The organism is Syntrophotalea acetylenica (genome assembly GCF_001888165.1).
Taxonomy (GTDB): domain Bacteria; phylum Desulfobacterota; class Desulfuromonadia; order Desulfuromonadales; family Syntrophotaleaceae; genus Syntrophotalea; species Syntrophotalea acetylenica.
The window spans coordinates 952,892-970,736 of record NZ_CP015455.1; the positions used below are offsets into that span (position 1 = coordinate 952,892).

Annotated in this window: 13 protein-coding genes and 1 pseudogene; 4 read left to right on the plus strand and 10 right to left on the minus strand. The window is 62.0% G+C overall.

Features of this window, described 5'->3' with window-relative positions; genetic code table 11:
* Positions 1–244: 244 nt before the first annotated feature.
* Both aroQ and A6070_RS04350 read right to left on the minus strand, forming a co-directional pair.
* Entirely contained in the window at positions 245–691 is a 447-nt protein-coding gene (gene aroQ / locus A6070_RS04345) for a type II 3-dehydroquinate dehydratase (RefSeq protein WP_072288130.1), read from the minus strand.
* 155 nt (positions 692–846) lie between these two features.
* The gene (locus A6070_RS04350; protein ID WP_072287220.1) at positions 847–2,493 is read right to left on the minus strand and encodes an ABC-F family ATP-binding cassette domain-containing protein; all 1,647 of its coding nucleotides are present in this window, start codon (positions 2,491–2,493) and stop codon (positions 847–849) included.
* A gap of 158 nt (positions 2,494–2,651) precedes the next feature.
* Between A6070_RS04350 and A6070_RS04355 the strand changes: the two genes are divergently transcribed.
* On the plus strand, positions 2,652–2,861 hold the full coding sequence (locus tag A6070_RS04355) for an RNA-binding S4 domain-containing protein (protein WP_072287221.1): 210 nt from the start codon (positions 2,652–2,654) through the stop codon (positions 2,859–2,861).
* Positions 2,862–2,923: 62 nt separating this feature from the next.
* Here the strand turns inward: A6070_RS04355 and A6070_RS15985 are convergent, their stop codons facing one another.
* The 6 genes and pseudogenes from A6070_RS15985 to gatC form a co-directional block, all read right to left on the minus strand.
* Entirely contained in the window at positions 2,924–3,301 is a 378-nt protein-coding gene (locus A6070_RS15985; RefSeq protein ID WP_236718923.1) for a [protein-PII] uridylyltransferase family protein, read from the minus strand.
* 62 nt (positions 3,302–3,363) lie between these two features.
* A pseudogene (glnE, locus tag A6070_RS04360) lies at positions 3,364–6,117 on the minus strand (bifunctional [glutamate--ammonia ligase]-adenylyl-L-tyrosine phosphorylase/[glutamate--ammonia-ligase] adenylyltransferase); the annotation flags it as partial.
* 3 nt (positions 6,118–6,120) lie between these two features.
* Positions 6,121–7,167: an S-methyl-5-thioribose-1-phosphate isomerase gene (gene mtnA / locus A6070_RS04365; protein WP_072287223.1), complete on the minus strand. Its 1,047-nt coding sequence runs from the start codon at positions 7,165–7,167 to the stop codon at positions 6,121–6,123.
* 27 nt (positions 7,168–7,194) lie between these two features.
* Complete coding sequence (gene gatB, locus A6070_RS04370; protein WP_072287224.1) at positions 7,195–8,631, minus strand: Asp-tRNA(Asn)/Glu-tRNA(Gln) amidotransferase subunit GatB; 1,437 nt, start codon at positions 8,629–8,631, stop codon at positions 7,195–7,197.
* Between the two features lie 75 nt (positions 8,632–8,706).
* Positions 8,707–10,164 (minus strand): Asp-tRNA(Asn)/Glu-tRNA(Gln) amidotransferase subunit GatA, encoded by a 1,458-nt coding sequence (gatA, locus tag A6070_RS04375; protein ID WP_072287225.1) that lies wholly within the window; start codon positions 10,162–10,164, stop codon positions 8,707–8,709.
* A gap of 66 nt (positions 10,165–10,230) precedes the next feature.
* The gene (gatC, locus tag A6070_RS04380; RefSeq protein ID WP_072287226.1) at positions 10,231–10,518 is read right to left on the minus strand and encodes an Asp-tRNA(Asn)/Glu-tRNA(Gln) amidotransferase subunit GatC; all 288 of its coding nucleotides are present in this window, start codon (positions 10,516–10,518) and stop codon (positions 10,231–10,233) included.
* 535 nt (positions 10,519–11,053) lie between these two features.
* On the opposite strand from gatC, the gene A6070_RS04385 reads away from it, so the two are divergent.
* Together A6070_RS04385 and A6070_RS04390 are read left to right on the plus strand one after the other, a co-directional pair.
* Complete coding sequence (locus tag A6070_RS04385) at positions 11,054–11,710, plus strand: OmpA family protein (protein ID WP_072287227.1); 657 nt, start codon at positions 11,054–11,056, stop codon at positions 11,708–11,710.
* Positions 11,711–11,911: 201 nt separating this feature from the next.
* A complete protein-coding gene (locus A6070_RS04390) occupies positions 11,912–14,437 on the plus strand; it encodes a bifunctional aconitate hydratase 2/2-methylisocitrate dehydratase (protein WP_072287228.1) in 2,526 nt (841 codons plus the stop codon).
* Between the two features lie 83 nt (positions 14,438–14,520).
* On the opposite strand, the gene A6070_RS04395 is transcribed toward A6070_RS04390, so the two are convergent.
* A complete protein-coding gene (locus tag A6070_RS04395; RefSeq protein ID WP_072287229.1) occupies positions 14,521–15,069 on the minus strand; it encodes an HD domain-containing protein in 549 nt (182 codons plus the stop codon).
* A gap of 116 nt (positions 15,070–15,185) precedes the next feature.
* Between A6070_RS04395 and A6070_RS04400 the strand changes: the two genes are divergently transcribed.
* Positions 15,186–16,412, plus strand: coding sequence for an ornithine cyclodeaminase, nickel-pincer nucleotide-dependent (locus A6070_RS04400; protein ID WP_072287230.1), 1,227 nt, complete (start codon positions 15,186–15,188; stop codon positions 16,410–16,412).
* Between the two features lie 186 nt (positions 16,413–16,598).
* On the opposite strand, the gene A6070_RS04405 is transcribed toward A6070_RS04400, so the two are convergent.
* Positions 16,599–17,777, minus strand: coding sequence for an MFS transporter (locus tag A6070_RS04405; protein ID WP_072288131.1), 1,179 nt, complete (start codon positions 17,775–17,777; stop codon positions 16,599–16,601).
* Positions 17,778–17,845: the final 68 nt, after the last annotated feature.

Here is a 17,845-nt window from a genome sequence, read left to right on the forward strand (position 1 = left end):
GAAGAACGCACAGGACTGGTGACATTTAAAGGCAATCCCCTGACGCTGATCAGGAAGGTCGTGGAGGAACCCGATTACCAGGCCGCTATCGATGCGGTGAACCAGCTGCTCTGATAGGGGTTACCGCCGTGATTTTTGCAAAGGGCCCCCGTCTATGGACGGGGGCCCTTTGCAATGAAACAACAGGATTTGTTTTTCAGGGGGAACGTTTTTCCGCCGGTACGGATACGGCGCCGTGAAGGTGTCAGTCGTTGTCCTGGATCAGGCTTGCGGCCGCGAGCAGGCCGAGATGATAGCTCTCTGCGCCGAACCCGCAAATCTGCCCCTTTGCCAGCGCGGCGATGACCGAATGCTGGCGGAACGCTTCACGGGCATGGATGTTGGACATGTGCACCTCCACGATGGGGATGTTGAGGATGCCAAGCGCGTCGGCAATGCCGTAACTGTAATGGGTCCAGGCACCGGCATTGATGACCACGGCGGCGACCTGTTCCCCGTGGGCGCGGTGAATGCGCTCGACCATGTCGGCTTCGCTATTGGTTTGAAAACACTCGACCTCGACGCCGAGACCGGTCGCCCATGCGGCGATGCGGGCGTCGATCTCGGCCGAAGTGATGGTCCCGTAATGGGCTGCATCGCGCTTGCCGAACATGTTCAGGTTGATCCCGTGCAGAACAAGAATTTTTTTCATGCAGCCCTCCAACAGATGTCTGCCGGCGTCATTGCCAATGGAACTTGATACCTGACGCCGAACGGTTAGACCTTTGTTTATCCTTTTCCGGAGCATCACGTCAAGGCCCGGCTTGTGTCCATGGCGGGCCTCCGGATGGACACAAGCTTGCCGTTTTAAACGGCCTGAGTGATAGAAACGGCTTCCTGCCCGGATTTTTGCAGGTAATAATCGTAATCACCTTCATAGGCCAGCATGCGGCCGTGGTCGATTTCATAAACACGGTCGACCAGGCTGCGCAGAAAATGCCGGTCATGGCTGACCAGCACCACGGTGCCGCCAAACCGTTTCAGCGCATCCAGAAGGACTTCGCGGGACACGATATCCAGATGGTTGGTCGGTTCGTCGAGAATCAGGAGATTGAGCGGCCGGGCCAGCAGGGTAGCCAGCACCACGCGGCTCTTTTCGCCTCCGGACAAGATCTCGATGCGTTTATCCACATCGTCACCTTGAAACAGAAAGGCGGCGCAGAGGTTGCGCACCACCCCGACGCTGGCCGTGGGCAGGGCCTCGCTGATCGTTTCCAGAACGGTTCTGCCCGGGTCGAGGATATCCATGGCATGCTGACTGAAATAACCGGCATGCACGTTGGCACCGATAGTCACCGCACCGGCCGAGGGGGCGGTGTGTCCTGCCAGAACCTTGAGAAAGGTCGACTTGCCGGCACCGTTGACCCCGACCACGGCGATTTTTTCGCCGCGCCGGATGAGGCCCGACACGCCGCCGAATACAGACTTGCCGCCGCCTTCGGGGAGATCCCAGGTCTTGCCGAGATCCTGCATGACGACGACGTCGTCGCCGCTGCGGGGCGGTTCCGTGAATTCGAAGCGAACCACCTTCTGCTCCGGCGGCAGTTTGATGCGCTCGATTTTTTCCAGCTTTTTGACCCGTGACTGGACCTGCGCCGCATGGGAAGCGCGGGCGGCGAAACGCGCGATGAATTCTTCCTCCTTGGCCAGCATCTCCTGTTGGCGGCGGAAGCTGGCCAGCAGCTGCTCGCGGCGGATTTCGCGTTCGCGCAGATAAAAGTCGTAGTTGCCGCCGTAGGTGGTGATGGTGCCGTTGCCGACTTCCACGATGCGGCTTACCAGCCGGTTCATGAAGTCGCGGTCGTGACTGGTCATCAGCAGCGCGCCACTGTATTCTTCCGCCAGCCAGTTCTCCAGCCAGACGATCGATTCGACATCGAGATGGTTGGTCGGTTCGTCGAGCAGCAGTACATCCGGATTCAGGGTCAGGATTCTGGCCAGGGCGATACGCATTTTCCAGCCGCCGCTGAACGATTCAACCGGCCGCGCCTGGGCCTGCGGATCGATGCCGAGGCCGGCCAGAACCGCTTTGGCACGGTTTTCAAGCTCGTAGCCGCCGCGGTGTTCAAATTCCTGCTGGGCGTCGCCGTAACGCTCCAGCAGGTCTGCCAGGGCATCGTCCGGCATCGGTTCGCACATGGCCGTTTCCATTTCGCGGATTCTCCGTCCGAGTTCCACGGTGCGCGCCGATGCGGCTATGACCTCTTCAAGGGCGGAGCGTCCGGACATTTCGCCGACATCCTGGGAAAAATAGCCTATGACGGCTTTCTTTGCGCAGCTGATTTCACCGCGGTCCGGCATTTCCTCGCCGGTGATCAGGCGGAAAATGGAGGTCTTGCCGGCACCGTTGGGGCCGACCAGGCCGGTGCGTGTCGCGGCGGGTATCTGAAAGCTGGCCCCATCGAAAAGGATCTGTGATCCGTGTTGTCTGGTGATATTGGTAAGGTGAATCATGGTGTCTCTCCAGGTACAAAATTTTGGCATTGGTACCACAGGCGGCACCGGGACCGCAAGCCCGCATTTGCCCCTGACTTGCGATTGACCGCAAGGTGGGCCGCGGGCATAATGACAGCCGGTTTCGCACGCATTCCATAAGGGGGACACAACAGATCATGGAGATTTTCCAATTGCGGGGACAGGAATTTATCGAACTTTGCAGCCTGTTGAAGGTGACGGGGCTGTGCGGTAGCGGCGGCATGGCGAAAACGGCCGTGGCTCAGGGGCAGGTAACGGTTGACGGTCAGGTGGAATTGCGCAAAAGGTGTAAAATCCGCTCCGGACAGACCGTCGGGTTTGAGGGCCGGCAAATTCGCATCGACTGAAGCCTTCATCGTAGCGTTTCCGCTGGTGTCCGGATTGAAGGGAGGGGGGGCGCCGCCGGGATTCAGCTCTCGCGGCTGTCGCCGGCACCCAGGCAGCGGTTGAAAATGGCGCGGATATTTTCGGTGGCGTTGTGGTAGGCGGCCATGAGTTGCCGGTCGGCGCCGGCCTGCTCATAGCCAAGGCGCCGTGCCAGCTTTGCCAGGGTGGCGCTGTCACCGGAAAAAGTGTTGATGGATTGATCGTGGACCAGCCGCAGGCGACTCTCCAGCCGGCGCAGGAACTGGTATCCGCCCGCCAGCAGACGGTATTCGGTTTTTTCCAGCAGCCCGTCGCGGCGCAGTGCCTTGAGGGCTTCAAGGGTATTGGGCGTCTGCAGTGACGGGTGCCCGCCACCATGCAGCAACTGCAGGTACTGAACCAGAAATTCGACATCGAGCATACCCCCCGGCCGGTTTTGATGTCGAGGCGGCCGCCATTTTCCCGGGCAAGTTCCTGCTCCATGCGCTGGCGCAGCTGGTAAATTTCATTCCGGTGACCGGCGGGCAGGGGCTGATGATAAACAATATCCCGGTTGTAGGTAGCGACGCGGTCGGCCAGAGGCCCCGTGCCGGCCACCACCCTGGCCTTGATCAGAGCCTGCCGCTCCCACAACTGGGCCGAAGACGCGTGGTAAGCGCGGTAGGCGTCCAGGCTGGTGACCAGGGGGCCCTGGTGACCGGAAGGGCGCAGCCGGGTATCGAGCCGGTAGACATACCCTTCGCGGGTGGTGAGACTGAGGATGGAAATAATGCGCTGCGCCAGTTGGGCAAAATATTCCCGGTTGTCGCGCCGGCGAAACCGCCGCGGATCGGTTTGCGGTGCTGCAACCGTTGTTCCTTCCCCCTCAAAGATGAAAATAATGTCCAGCTCCGAGTGGTAGGTGATCTCCCGGCCGCCAAGCTTGCCCATGCCGATGATGACAAAACCGGCTTCCGCAAGGGAACCGTCCTGTTGCCGGCACATGGGCAGCCCGAAGCGCGGCAGCAGTTCCTGTCGGGCGATGGACACCGCCTTGTCGAGAAGCACCTCGGCCAGTTGCGTGAGCTGCCGCGGGCCTTCCTGGGGAGGCATGCGGCCGTGCAGGTCGTTGAGCGCTATGCGCAGGAACTCCTCGTTGCGGAAGTGCCGCAGGGCGTCGAGCCGGCTCTCGTAGTCGGGTGCCAGTTGCAGCAGACGTCCGAGATCCTGTTCCATGTCGGCACGGGACTTGCGCTCCACGGCGTGAGCCCGGGCCACCAGCATATCGAGGATTTCAGGATGCAAAATGAGATTGCGCGACAGAAACTGGCTGGTGCCGAAAAGGGAGATGAGCAGCTTGAGGATCTGCCGGTTTTCGGCCAGCAGGGCGTAAAAGGTGGCGCGGGCATGCAGCCCCGACAGGAAGCGTTCCAGATTGCCCAGCGCCATGTCCGGCTCGGGGGAATCGAGACATTCCTGCAGCAGCAGCGGCGCGATCCGCTCCAGATGCCGGCGCCCCAGGGCGGACAGGCGCACGAAGGGTGGCCCGTCCCGCAGGGTCAGCAGATTTTCATAGGCGGCATCCGGGTTGCCGAAACCTTTTTCCTCAAGGACATCCTTGGCCAGATCGCTGTCGAGGGCAGGGTCGAGCAGCATGCGCACCTCGCGGCCGACCTCGGCGGCGGCTTCCTCCTCTCCGGTATAGAAAAGGTCGTGATAGATCGCCTTCACCCCGGCACGGTGATGCTCCAGCTCACTGAGGAATGCGGAGCCATCGACATGGCCGCAGCGCCGCGCCAGCAGTTGCAGCTCGCGGGGGTTGCGCGGCAGGTTGTGGGTCTGCCGCTCCTGCTCTACCTGGATGCGATGTTCGGTGTTGCGCAGAAATACGTAGGCGGCTGACAGAATATCGTAGGTTTCTTCATCGACGAGGCCTTCGCGGCGCAGCAGGCTCAGTGCCTTGAGGGAATTCCGTTCGCGCAGGCCCGGATGTTTGCCGGAATGGATCAACTGCATGGCCTGAATAAAAAACTCGATTTCCCGAATGCCGCCCTGACCAAGCTTCAGATTGAGCTCGCCCTCCCTTTCACGTGTCAGGTTGCGGTCGATCTTCTGCTTCATTATTTTCAGGTCCTCGATCATGGTGTAATCGAGGTAGCGCCGGTAGATGAATGGATCCAGATAGCGCAGCAGTTCCTCGCCGAGTTCCAGGCAGCCCGCCACCGGCCTGGCCTTGAGCATGGCGCAGCGCTCCCAGCTCTGTCCCCAGTTTTCGTAATAGGATTCGGTGCCGCGCAGCGAGTTGACCACTTCGCCGCTCCTGCCCTCCGGGCGCAGGTTGAGATCGACCCGGAAGACCACCCCGTCTTCGGTGCGCTGACCGATGGCGCGGGTGACCAGTTCCGCCAGTTTGACGAAATACTGATGCAATATCAGCTGGTTTTTCAAGCCTCCGTGCTCGTCCGGAATGCCGGTTGTGGTGCCGCGATCATTCGAATAGCAGTAAATCAGGTCGATGTCGGAGGAGAAATTGAGTTCGCGGCCGCCGAATTTACCCATGGCGAGAACCACGAATTCAGCACGGGCGGCCGGCGCATCCGCGGACGGCGCGACAAGGGGCACCCCGTGTTCCGCCTGCAGCAGGTTGCCGCAGATGTCGACGGCGCGCTGCAGGCAGGCTGCGGCCAGGTCGGACAGCTCGGCGGTGGTTTCCGTCAGGCAGGCCAGTCCGTTAAGATCCCGGCCGGCAATGCGCAGGATTTCCTGTTGTTTGTACAGCCGCAGCTGTTTCTGCAGTTCCGGGAAATTTCCGGGACCCGGCGCGGTTTGCTGAAGCTCGGCAAGCATGCGGTCGAAGTCCTTGCCCCGCAGCAGTTGGTCATCGACAAACAGTGGGCGACACAGGGCCGGGCGCCGGCACAGGATATTGGTCAGGAAGGTCGATGCGCCGAGCATCACCAGCAGCATGCCGCACGCTTCGTTTCGGGAAAACAGGTCCTGCCGGTCCAGCGGGGACAGCATCCCCGCCAGACGTTCGAGACCGTTTAGAGCCTGGTCGGGGTCGGCCGCGGTCAACGCCTGGCGGGCAAGGCGCGCGAGCGCGGCGCCGTTGCCCGCCCAGGGGTAGAGACACAGAAGATTGGCGGCTGTTTTGGAACCCTCGGAAAAACCGAGATCGGTGGCAACGGTGGCCAGGGTTTTTTCATCTCCCTGGACACAAAGGGATTCCAGTCGGGCCGACAGTTGCTCCGGGCTCATGGCTCAGCGATGCTCCCTGAAAAGCTGGGCCAGCCCGGCGACGTAATCGCCACGAACCACCCCGCGCTCGGTAATGATGGCGGTCACCAGCCGTGCCGGAGTGACATCGAAAGCGGGATTGCGCACCCGGATGCCTTCCGGAGCCAGACGGGTGGCGCCGCAGTGGGTGACCTCGATGGCGTCCCGCTCCTCGATGGGGATCTGGTCGCCGTCGGCAATGTTGCGGTCGATGGTCGACAGCGGCGCGGCGACATAGAAGGGCAGGCCGTGTTCTCTGGCCAGAACCGCGACGCTGTAGGTGCCGATCTTGTTGGCCACATCACCGTTGGCGGCAATGCGGTCGGCGCCCACGATGACGCCGTCGATTTCTCCCTGGCGCATGAGCGCGCCGGCCATGTTGTCGCAGATCAGCGTGACAGGGATGCCATCCTTGTGCAACTCCCAGGCCGTCAGGCGGGCGCCCTGCAGAAACGGCCGCGTTTCATCCGCCAGTACGCTGACGCTTTTGCCGCTTTCCACCGCGGCCCGGATCACGCCCAGAGCCGTTCCGTAGCCACCGGTGGCCAGCGCGCCGGCGTTGCAATGGGTCAGTATCCGTGCACCGTCGGGGATCAGTACCGCGCCGTGGCGGCCCATGGCGCGGTTGATGGCCTCGTCCTCGGCGGCGACAGCCAGCGCTTCGTTCAGCAGCTCTGTGCGGATGTCGTCGAGGGGGCTGCCGGCCAGCTGTCGCGCGCGGGTCCGCATGCGGTCCAGCGCCCAGAACAGGTTGACGGCCGTGGGCCGGGTAGCGGCCAGGGTGGCGCACACCTTTTCCAGTTCGGCGTAAAACTCTCCGAAGCCGGCCGCCGCGATGTCGCGGGCGCCGAAAGCGACGCCGAAGGCCGCCGCCACGCCGATGGCGGGCGCGCCGCGAACCACCATGCTGCGTATGGCTTCGGCCACGCTTTGATAGTCGCGGTATCGGATCCACACCTCCTGCGTCGGCAGCAGGCGCTGATCGATCATGCGGATCGCTCCGTCCCGATATTCAATGGGTCTGATGGACATGGACAACTCCTGTAAAAAGCAGCTGGTTCACTCCCCCGCCAGTTTTTTCTTGAGCAGCTCGTTCAGGGCCGCGGGATTGGCCTTGCCCTTGGTGGCGCGCATGACCTGGCCGACGAAAAAGCCTATCAGCTTGTCCTTGCCGGCGCGGTATTCCTCGACCTGACCGGGATTGGCGGCCAGCACAGCGTCGATGGCGGCTTCGATGGCCCCGGTGTCGGTGACCTGCTTCAGACCCTGTTCCCCGATAATGGCGTCAGCGTCCTTGCCGCTCTGCCACATGGCATCGAAGACGGTCTTGGCGATTTTGTTGGAGATGGTATTGTCGTCGATACGCCTGAGCATGCCGTTCAGCATCGGCGGGGTTACCGGGCAGTCGGCGACACGCATGCCCGAATCGTTCAGGGCGCGCTGCAGCTCGCCCATCACCCAGTTGGCGCACAGCTTGGCATTGCCGTTGAGCACCACCAGGGCATCGTAGTATTCGGCCATGGCGCGGTCGGCGGCCAGCACTTCGGCATCGTATCGGGCGAGGCCGAGCTCGCCGATAAAGCGGGCGATCTTGGCTTCGGGCAGCTCGGGCAGCTCACGGCGCATCTGCTCCACCAGGTCGGCCGAAACCATGAGCGGCACCAGGTCGGGATCGGGGAAGTAACGATAGTCGTGGGCTTCTTCCTTGCCGCGCATGGAGCGGGTGGTGCCGCTGGCGGTGTCGAACAGGCGGGTTTCCTGCACCACCCTGCCGCCGTCATCGAGGATGTCAGTCTGGCGCTCGATCTCGTAGTCGATGGCCTGCTTGATGAAGCGGAAGGAGTTGATGTTTTTGAGTTCGGCGCGGGTGCCGAATTCCTTCTGCCCCCAGGGGCGGATCGATACGTTGGCGTCGCAACGGAAAGAGCCTTCCTCCAGGTTGCCGTCGCAGACGCCAAGATAGACCACGATCTGATGCAGTTTTTTCAGGTAGGCGATGGCCTCGTCGGAGGAACGCATGTCCGGTTCGGAGACGATCTCCAGCAGCGGCGTGCAGGCGCGGTTGAGATCGACCCGAGAGGTGTCGCCGCTGTCGTGCAGCAGTTTGCCGGCGTCTTCCTCCATGTGGATGCGGGTGATGCCGATCGATTTGGATCGGCCATCCACCTCGATATCGAGACGCCCGTGTTCACAGATCGGCAGTTCGAACTGGGAAATCTGGTAGCCTTTGGGCAGGTCCGGATAAAAGTAGTTTTTACGGGCGAAGATGGAGCGTGGGGTGATGCCGCAGTTGGTGGCCAGGCCGGTCTTGATGGCGTATTCCACCACCTTGCGGTTGAGCACCGGCAAAGCGCCGGGCAGGCCGAGACATACCGGGCAGGTCTGGCTGTTGGGCTGGTTGCCGAAGGCCGTGGAACAGTTGCAGAAGATTTTGGTTTGGGTGGTGAGCTGAACGTGGACTTCCAGTCCGATGACAACTTCATAGCGCGATTTCATGGTCGATTCCTTCCGCATGCGGGCAGCGGGCGGTTCCGGCCCGTTGCTGCACGAATATCATGGTCGATGCCGAGGCTACAGAGGCGCCTTGTGACGGTGCCAGTCGGTTGCCTGCTCGTAGGCATGGGCGGTCTTCAGGATCGTTGCCTCGTCAAACGGCCGGCCGACGAGCTGCATGCCGATGGGCAGGCCGTTCCGGGAGAAACCGCAGGGCACGCTGATGCCGCAGGTGCCGGCGAGGTTGACCGGAATGGTGAAGATGTCCGACAGGTACATCTGCAGCGGATCCGCGGTTTTTTCGCCGATGCGAAATGCCGGTGTCGGCGCCACGGGCGTGAGAATGACATCGACCTGATGGAACGCGTCGAGGAAGTCCTGGCGGATCAGGGTCCGCACTTTCTGGGCCTTGAGATAGTAGGCATCGTAATAACCCGATGACAGGGCGTAGGTGCCGAGCATGATGCGGCGTTTGACCTCGGGTCCGAAGCCGGCGGCGCGGCTCTGCATATACATGTCGATCAGGCCTCGCCCCTCATCCACACGCCGGCCGTAACGCACGCCGTCGTAGCGGGCCAGGTTGCTGGAAGCTTCGGCGGTGGCGATGAGGTAGTAACAGGCCACGGCGTATTCGGTATGGGGCAGGGAGACCTCCACCGGTTCGGCGCCGAGTTCCCGCAGGGTGGCGATGGCTTTGTCGACGCACTGCCGGATGTCTTTATCGAGCCCTTCGATGAAATATTCCCTGGGCAGACCGATGCGCAGGCCCTTGATTCCCTGACGGAGCGCAGCCTGATAATCCGGCACCGGCAGGTTGACGGAAGTCGAGTCGGCGGGGTCGTAACCGGCCACCGCGCCGAGCATGATGGCGCAGTCTTCCACGTCGCGGGTCAGCGGTCCGACCTGATCGAGGGAGGAGGCGTAGGCGATGACGCCGTAGCGCGACACCCGGCCGTAGGTCGGTTTGAGCCCGACCACGCCGCAGTGGGAGGCCGGCTGGCGAATCGATCCGCCGGTGTCCGTGCCCAGGGTCGCCACCGCCTGGCGCGCCGCCACGGCGGCAGCCGACCCGCCCGACGACCCGCCGGGCACGCATGCCTGATTCCAGGGGTTTCTGACCGTGCCGAAGGCGCTGTTTTCATTGGAACTGCCCATGGCGAATTCGTCCATGTTCAGCTTGCCGAGCAGCACCGCCCCCTGTTCCCTGAGCCGGCGCACCGCGGTGCCGTCATACGGGGGGATGAAGTTGTCGAGGATCCTTGAGGCGCAGGTGGTGCGGGTCCCGGCGGTAACGAAAATATCCTTGAGCGCCAGCGGGATGCCCGTCAGTGCGGCGGCATTGCCGGCGGCCAGCCGCGCATCGGCGGCATCGGCGCTGTTCAGTGCCGGTTCTTCACAAAGGGTTATGTAGGCACCGATCTGGGCGTCGGTGAGTTGGATGCGCGTCAGAAAAGCTTCGGTAAGTTCGCGGGAAGAGACTTCCCGGTTTTTCAGCAGTGTCTGCAGTTCGTGGATGGTCAGATCCGTTAATGCCATGTTGCTCTCCTGTATCTTGTATGCGTCGCACGGAGCCGCGGCGTCCGGTTGCCGCGGGCCGGAAACCTATTCGATGACCTTGGGAACGACGAAGCAGTCGCCTCCTGCTTCCGGGGCGTTCAGCAGAGCCTTTTCGGTGCCGATGGATGCGCCCGCGACATCTTCGCGGAAGGCGTTCTCCACCGGCACGGCATGGGCCGTGGGGATGATATGGTCCGTGTCCAGCTCATTGAGCTTTTCGACATAATCGAGAATCGCGTCCATCTCGCCCGTCAGGGTGTCCAGTTCCGCCTTCGTCATGGCCAGCCGTGCCAGTTTCGCGACGTGCTCAACCTGTTGTCTCTGTATTTTCATCGGTTCACCTCTGTAGAAAGATACCCTTTTTCACAAACTGTCAAACTAGCATGGAAAACAAGCGTGTTTCAAGATTTAACCCTTGCATCGCAAAACGCCGGGCGGCAAAAGGCGCCTCGTGTTCGTTACGGTGCGGCCAGGCGATGCTATACTTTGCTTGATTGGGTTGTGGTTATCCAGATGAGGATGCCCGTCGTTTTTCAGGTAAACTTATCGGCCTGTTCTTCGTCTGAGTCCACGAAGCAAAAAGCCCGTACGGTTTTTTCCGGAGGGCAATGTGTCGCCATTATTAGACTTTGCTTTTTCCGGGAAGCATGCTAGCTTTCATCCTGAAATGGCCCTTTTGGCCATGGCGGCGTCAATCCGCGGGTTTGTCTGCCACAACGAAAAATGGCTCGCCTTGCATATGAACCCACGCGGTATCGCTCTGGCGTTTCCGGGCGGATACATGCCGGAAATCAACCCATGTGATAGATGATTTGTGCGATCGGCACGCTTGTTCTTACCACCCATTCATTCATGGAAGGAGCAGTTTATGAAAAAAATGTTCACGGTTTTTGCGCTGATATCCCTGCTGGCGGCCGGTTGCAGCCAGCCGATGACAGGTACCCAGAAAGGCGTGGCCGTCGGCGCCGGTACCGGTGCCGCTGTCGGCGCCGGGCTTGGTCAGCTGATCGGTGGCGACACCGAAGGCACTCTCATTGGCGCCGGTATCGGCGCGGCGCTGGGGGGGACGGCCGGCGGGTTTTTCGCCAACTACATGGAAAAACAGGAGAATAGCATGCGCCAGCAGTTGGCCGGGGTTGAAGGGGCCAGCATCCAGCGCGACGCCGATGTGCTCGCAGTGACCTTCAAGTCCGATCTTCTGTTCGATATCAACTCCTATACGGTCAAGCCCGGAGGCTATGACGAGCTGCAGCGGGTGGCCGGTGTGCTCAACAACTACCCGCAGACCAATATCCTGATCGCCGGGCACACCGACAGCAGTGGCAGCGAACAGTACAACATGACCCTGTCCCGGCAACGTGCCGAATCGGTTAAAAATGTCCTGGTCGGTTACGGCGTCGCTCCGGCGCGACTGACGACTGTCGGTTATGGTGAAAGCAAGCCGATTGCCGGCAACGACACCGAGTCCGGCCGCCAGATGAACCGTCGGGTCGCTATTACCATTACGCCGAATCAGCAGCAATGAACATGCAGCCTTAGTAAGATCTCTCGAAAAAACGCTGTCAAACGCCCGTCCGGAGCCGATCCGGGCGGGCGTTTCAGTACCAGCGGGGAAATCCGGCGCGGTGACAGACGGCGCTTGACCGCATACACATATGTCCTTACATTTAAACAGGTGTAGGCAATCGGCCGTTTCCGATGCCTTAAACATACGAGGAGATATTCCATGCTCAATGAATACCTGCACCATGTTGATGAGCGGGCCGCTCTGGGGATCCCGCCGCTGCCGCTGGATGTGCCGCAGACCCAGGAGCTCTGCCGTCTGCTGACCGCTCCTCCTGCCGGTCGCGAAGCCCTGCTGGTTGACCTGCTGGAAAACCGCATATCTCCCGGCGTCGACCCGTCGGCGCAGGTCAAGGCTGAGTTTCTGGGGCGAATCCTGGGCGGCGTGGCGAGCAGCCCGCTGATCGGCAGGGAAGACGCGATTCGTCTGCTGGGCGCCATGCTCGGGGGATACAACATCGCACCGCTGATGGCGGCGCTGCGGGATGACCAGCTGGCGTCACGGGCGGCCAGTGCCCTGAGCGGTCTGATTCTGGTTTACGATGCTTTTGAAGACATACAAAAGCTCGCGGCGGAGAACGTTTTTGCCCGGCAGGTGATCGAAAGCTGGGCGCGGGCTGACTGGTTCCACTCCCGCCCCGAAATCCCCGCCCGCCTTCGGGTAAAGATTTTCAAGGTTGAAGGCGAAATCAACACCGACGATTTTTCCCCTGCAGGGGATGCCTGGAGCCGGCCGGATATCCCCCTGCACGCTCTGAGCATGGGGCACAGCCGTTTCGTCGGCGGCATCGAAACCATCGCCCGCTGGCGCAGGGAAGGCCACCAGATCGCTTTCGCCGGAGATGTGGTCGGTACCGGCTCGTCCCGCAAATCGGCCTGCAACAGCCTGCTGTGGCATATCGGCGAGGATATCCCCGGAGTGCCCAACAAACGGCGCGGCGGGGTGATTATCGGCGGCGCCATCGCGCCGATTTTCTTCAACACCGCGCAGGATTCCGGCGCGCTGCCGATCCGTGCCGACGTCGACCGAGTTGCGCATGGCGATGAAGTGATCATCGAACCGCTGGCCGGCCGCATCCTGGATGCCGAAGGCAAGCTGCTGACGACTTTTGACCTGTCCCCCAATACCCTGCCCGACGAATACCGGGCCGGCGGGCGCATCCCGCTGATCATCGGCCGGGCGCTTACCGACAGGGCACGAAAGGCTCTCGACCTGGAGCCGGCAAGCTTTTTCACCCGGCCGGACAATCCCGTGCCGCCACCGGATCAGGCTTATACCCTGGCACAGAAACTGGTGGGCAGAGCCTGCGGCCTGCCCGGCGTCCTGCCCGGAACCGCCTGTGAGCCACGCATGACCACCGTCGGATCCCAGGACACCACCGGGCCGATGACGGCCGATGAACTGAAGGAGCTGGCCTGCCTTAAATTTCAGACGCCGCTGTTCATGCAGTCCTTCTGTCACACGGCAGCCTATCCCAAGACTGCCGACGTAAAAATGCACCGCACGCTGCCCGCATTCATGTCGCAGCGTGGCGGCGTGGCACTGCGCCCGGGAGACGGCGTCATTCACAGCTGGCTCAATCGCCTGTTGTTGCCCGATACCGTCGGCACCGGCGGCGATTCACACACACGCTTTCCCGTCGGCATATCCTTTCCGGCGGGGTCGGGGCTGGTGGCTTTTGCCGGTGCGCTCGGCTTCATGCCTCTGGATATGCCGGAATCGGTGCTGGTGCGCTTCAGGGGGAGCCTGCAGCCGGGCATTACCCTGCGGGACGTTGTCAACGCCGTGCCCTATGCGGCTATCGGCCAGGGCCTGCTGACTGTTCCGAAAAAGAACAAGAAGAATATTTTTAACGGGCGCATTCTCGAAATGGAGGGACTCGATGACCTGACCGTAGAGCAGGCCTTCGAGCTGACCTGCGCCGCCGCCGAGCGCAGCGCCGCCGCCGGCTGCATCCAGCTTTCGGAAGAGCGGGTCGCGGCTTTTCTGCGCTCCAACGTGGCCTTGATGAAGAGTATGATTGCCGATGGCTACGAAGATGCCGAAACCCTGGAGAGGCGCATTTCCGCCGTGGAACAGTGGCTGGCCGAGCCCCGGCTGCTGCGTGCCGATGCCCACGCCGGTTACGCGGCCGTTATCGAAGTCGACCTCGATGAGCTGAAGGAACCGCTGGTATGCTGTCCCAACGATCCGGACGATGTGCGCCCGTTGTCGGAGATCGCCGGGGAGGCTATCGATGATGTCTTCATCGGTTCCTGCATGTCGAATATCGGCCATTTTCGGGCAGCCGCGGCTCTGTGGGAGGGCCGTTCCTTCAATGCCGCGGTGCGCACCTGGGTCTGTCCGCCGACCCGGATGGATTACCGGCAACTGCGTGACGAGGCCCGCCTGGCGATTTTCAGCGCTGTCGGTGCCCGCATCGAGATGCCCGGCTGCTCCCTGTGCATGGGCAACCAGGCCCGGGTTCCGGCCGGCGCCCGGGTGTTCTCGACCTCGACGCGCAATTTCGACAACCGCCTCGGTGATGATGCGCGGGTGTATCTGGGCTCCGCCGAACTGGCGGCCATCGTGGCGACCCTGGGGCGGATTCCTACCCCGGACAGGTATTTCAGTGTTTATCAGGATCGCATAGCGCCACGGGAAGAGGAGATTTATCGGTACTTGCAGTTTGACGAGATGGAACCATAGCGCAACGCATGTGGAAGCGGCCGTCTTTCCCCGGGGGAGGCGGCCGTTTTTTCGAAGGTTGCGGTGGCGTTGAAACCGCTTTGTCAGACGGCGAGCATAGCGTGCCACTGATCGAAAATAGCGACCTTATCCGTCCCGAAACGCATCAGGGCATTCCGGACCTGATCGGCGGAGCGCTCGCTGCCATCCCTGGCCGGATCTTTGGAAAAAAACAGGTCGGCGTAGGCGACGATCTGCTCCTCCAGCGTGATCGGCGCCATGTCGCGGCATGGCAGCGGAAGGTTTTGCCGACGGATTTCCGCCGCTGTCAGGCCGACGCCGATATGCCTTTCGCACACCATGGCGTGGCGTGGCAGCCCTTCAGCTTCGAGGATTTCCCGTCCTTTCAGGCCGTGGCACAGATAAGGCAGTTCGCCGAAACATCCCAGGGCCGGCGCGGCCGTGAAACGGATGCCGATGTCGTGCAGCAGGGCCGCCTGGATAACAAACGCCTTGTCCACCGTTGCGGCGGGCAGGCATCGTGTAACACGGGCGGCTTTGGCGGCGACACTTCGACTGTGGCGCACAAGGATGCTGTGGGCGTCACTGCCGGGAGGATAGTATTTGTCCAGAAGGGCAAGGGCATCGATCATGTCGGGATCTCTTTCGTTTGCAACCGGTTTTATTCTACCGTATGCGGGGCATCGCGTGCCAGGGTAAACATCACAGGCCAGGAAGCAGGCGGCGCCGTTTTTGAAGGAGGGCGGTTATGTCAGAGCAGCAGGTGAAGTTGCAGGGCCATGTTATCGACCGGCAGATCCTGTCACGGGTGCTCGATGCCGTGGAACTGGCAGGGGGTAGCTGGGAAATTGCTGAACTGTCGATCGGCCGCACCCGCAGGGATGAAAGCACGGTGCTGTTGAACATCGGCGCACCGGACCAGGCCACTCTCACCGCGGTGCTGAGCGAAATCTCCCTGCTGGGAGCTGTGGCGCTGCAGGCAAAGCCTGCGGTGTTGCATGAAGCGCCCGCCGATGGCGTTTTGCCCGACCGGTTTTACGCTACCACCAACCTGCCCACGCAAGTGCTGGTGGGCGAGAAGTGGCTTGCCGTGGAGGGAACGGAAATGGACCTGGCCATCGTCGTGGAGCCGCAGGCCATGAGCGCGCACGCCGTCCCCATGGCCGATGTCCGGAAGGGTCAGCGCATTGTGGTCGGGGGGCAGGGGGTGCGTGTGCATTATCCTGACCGCAACCGGCAGGAGCAGGATTTTCGTTTTATGGCCAGTGCCGTGTCGGCGGAAAAACCCAAACGGGTACTGATGCGGAAAATCGTGGCGGCCGCGCGCAACGTGAAAGCGGCGGGGCGCAAGCTTCTGCTGGTGGGGGGACCCGCCATCATTCACACCGGTGCCGGGCCGGTAGTGGAAGCCCTGATCCGCAACGGCTGGATCGATGTGCTGTTCGCCGGCAACGCCCTTGCGGCCCACGACATCGAATCGGCCCTGTTTGGAACCTCTTTGGGCGTGCCCCTGGATGACGGATGCACCGGCCCCCAAGGGCACGCCCACCACCTGTGGGCCATCAACCGCATCCGCGGGGCAGGTTCGATCGCCGCAGCGGTGGCGGATGGCAGCCTCGCCGGCGGCATCATGCACGCCTGCATTACCTGCGACGTGCCTTTCGTGCTGGCCGGCTCGATTCGTGACGACGGCCCTCTGCCCGATGTGATCACGGACGTGCTCGCCGCGCAGCGCGCCATGCGCGGCCTCATTCCCGGTGTCGGCATGGCAATCATGATCGGCACGACTCTGCATTCCATCGCCACCGGCAATCTGCTGCCGGCGGCGGTGGCAACGGTCTGTGTCGATGTCAATCCGGCGGTCGTAACCAAATTGCAGGATCGCGGCAGCCGCCAGTCCCTCGGTATTGTCATGGATGCGGCATCGTTTCTCGAACAACTGGCGGATGGGTTGGGGACGAAACTCGAGTGCTGAGTGCTGGGTGCTGAGTGCTGAGTGCTGAGTGCTGAGTGCTGGGTGCTGGGTGCTGGGTGCTGGGTGCTGGGTGCTGGGTGCTGGGTGCTGAGTGCTGGGTGCTGAGTGCTGAGTGCTGGGTGCTGGGTGCTGAGTGCTGAGTGCTGGGTGCTGAGTGCTGAGTGCTGAGTGCTGGGTGCTGAGAATTCAGGTTGCGGTGCGGGTTAAGAACTTTTTCGCCGTGGGCGGCAGCAGCACGGCAAACGCTCCTGCCAGCAGTAAAAAAGCACTGTCAAGCCCCCACTTGTCAGCCACCATGCCGATCAGGGGGCCGGTGACAATGAAGCCGAGACGGAAGGACAGGCTGTGCAGGGACTGGATGCTGGCCCGGTTGCGGCGGGCGCTGGCCTGCTGCAACCGGTGGCGTATCATCGGGCCCTGCAGGCCGCGCATGGCGGTCAGCAGATAATAGAAGGCAAAGCTTCCCACTCCCGCGGTCAGGCCCAGGCCGCCGTAGGCAACGACAATCAGGCCGATGAACAAAAGGCTCATGTTGCGGAGGCCGATGGCCGCCTGCAGCCGATGGCTGGCCAGGGAGCAGGCCGCGACGGTCAAATTGGCGCCCGCCCAGACCGGCCCGAACCAGCTCAGGGGCACCCGGCACTGCTGCATGAAAGGCTGAATCATCCATACCGTATAAAAGGAGGCCAGACCCAGCAGGGTGCCGAACATCATGGTGGTGCGCACCGCCGGATTTTCGCGCCAGGCATAGCGGCACACCCCCAGCGCTTCGCGCAGGTGCGAGCGGATGATGTCGCCATGTTCGGCGGGGGGTTCCCGCAAGCGCAGGCAGATGCCCAGCGCCAGCACCCAGATGACGATCTGCAGCGCGAAGGGCAGGGCCGGCGAGGCTGCGTACATCACCCCGGCGAACAGCGCTCCCGCCGCCTCGCCGGTCTGCCCCCAACTGGTCATGCGTCCGTCGTAGCGCGCATAGTGTTCTTCGCGACCGTCGGTCTGCAGCGTCTCGAACAACAGGGCGCTGTCCGAGCCGCTGATAAAGGCGTAGCAGACGCCGAGCAGCAATTCCGCCAGCAGTGCCCCGGCGAAGGATTCCGCCACCAGGTAAAAAGACCAGCCGGCAATGCCGAAGAGCGATGCCACAGTCAATGCTGCCCGGTAGCCGAGCCGGTCGCTGACGTAACCCGAGGGATACTCCATCAGCACGTTCGCCAGGGAAAACAGCCCTTGCAGCACCAGAATTTCCGTCAGGTCCAGGCCTATGTGGTCCTTCCAGAACAGGGTGATGACCGCCATGGGAAACAGGGTCATCTTGAGGAAGGCGAAGATGTAGAGTTTTTTTATGTTGTGCTGTAGTGTGGTCACGGCGCTCGATTCACCATAATGAAAAAGCGGTTGTCCTGGAATCACGCGGGAAATTCCCTGCTACCCGG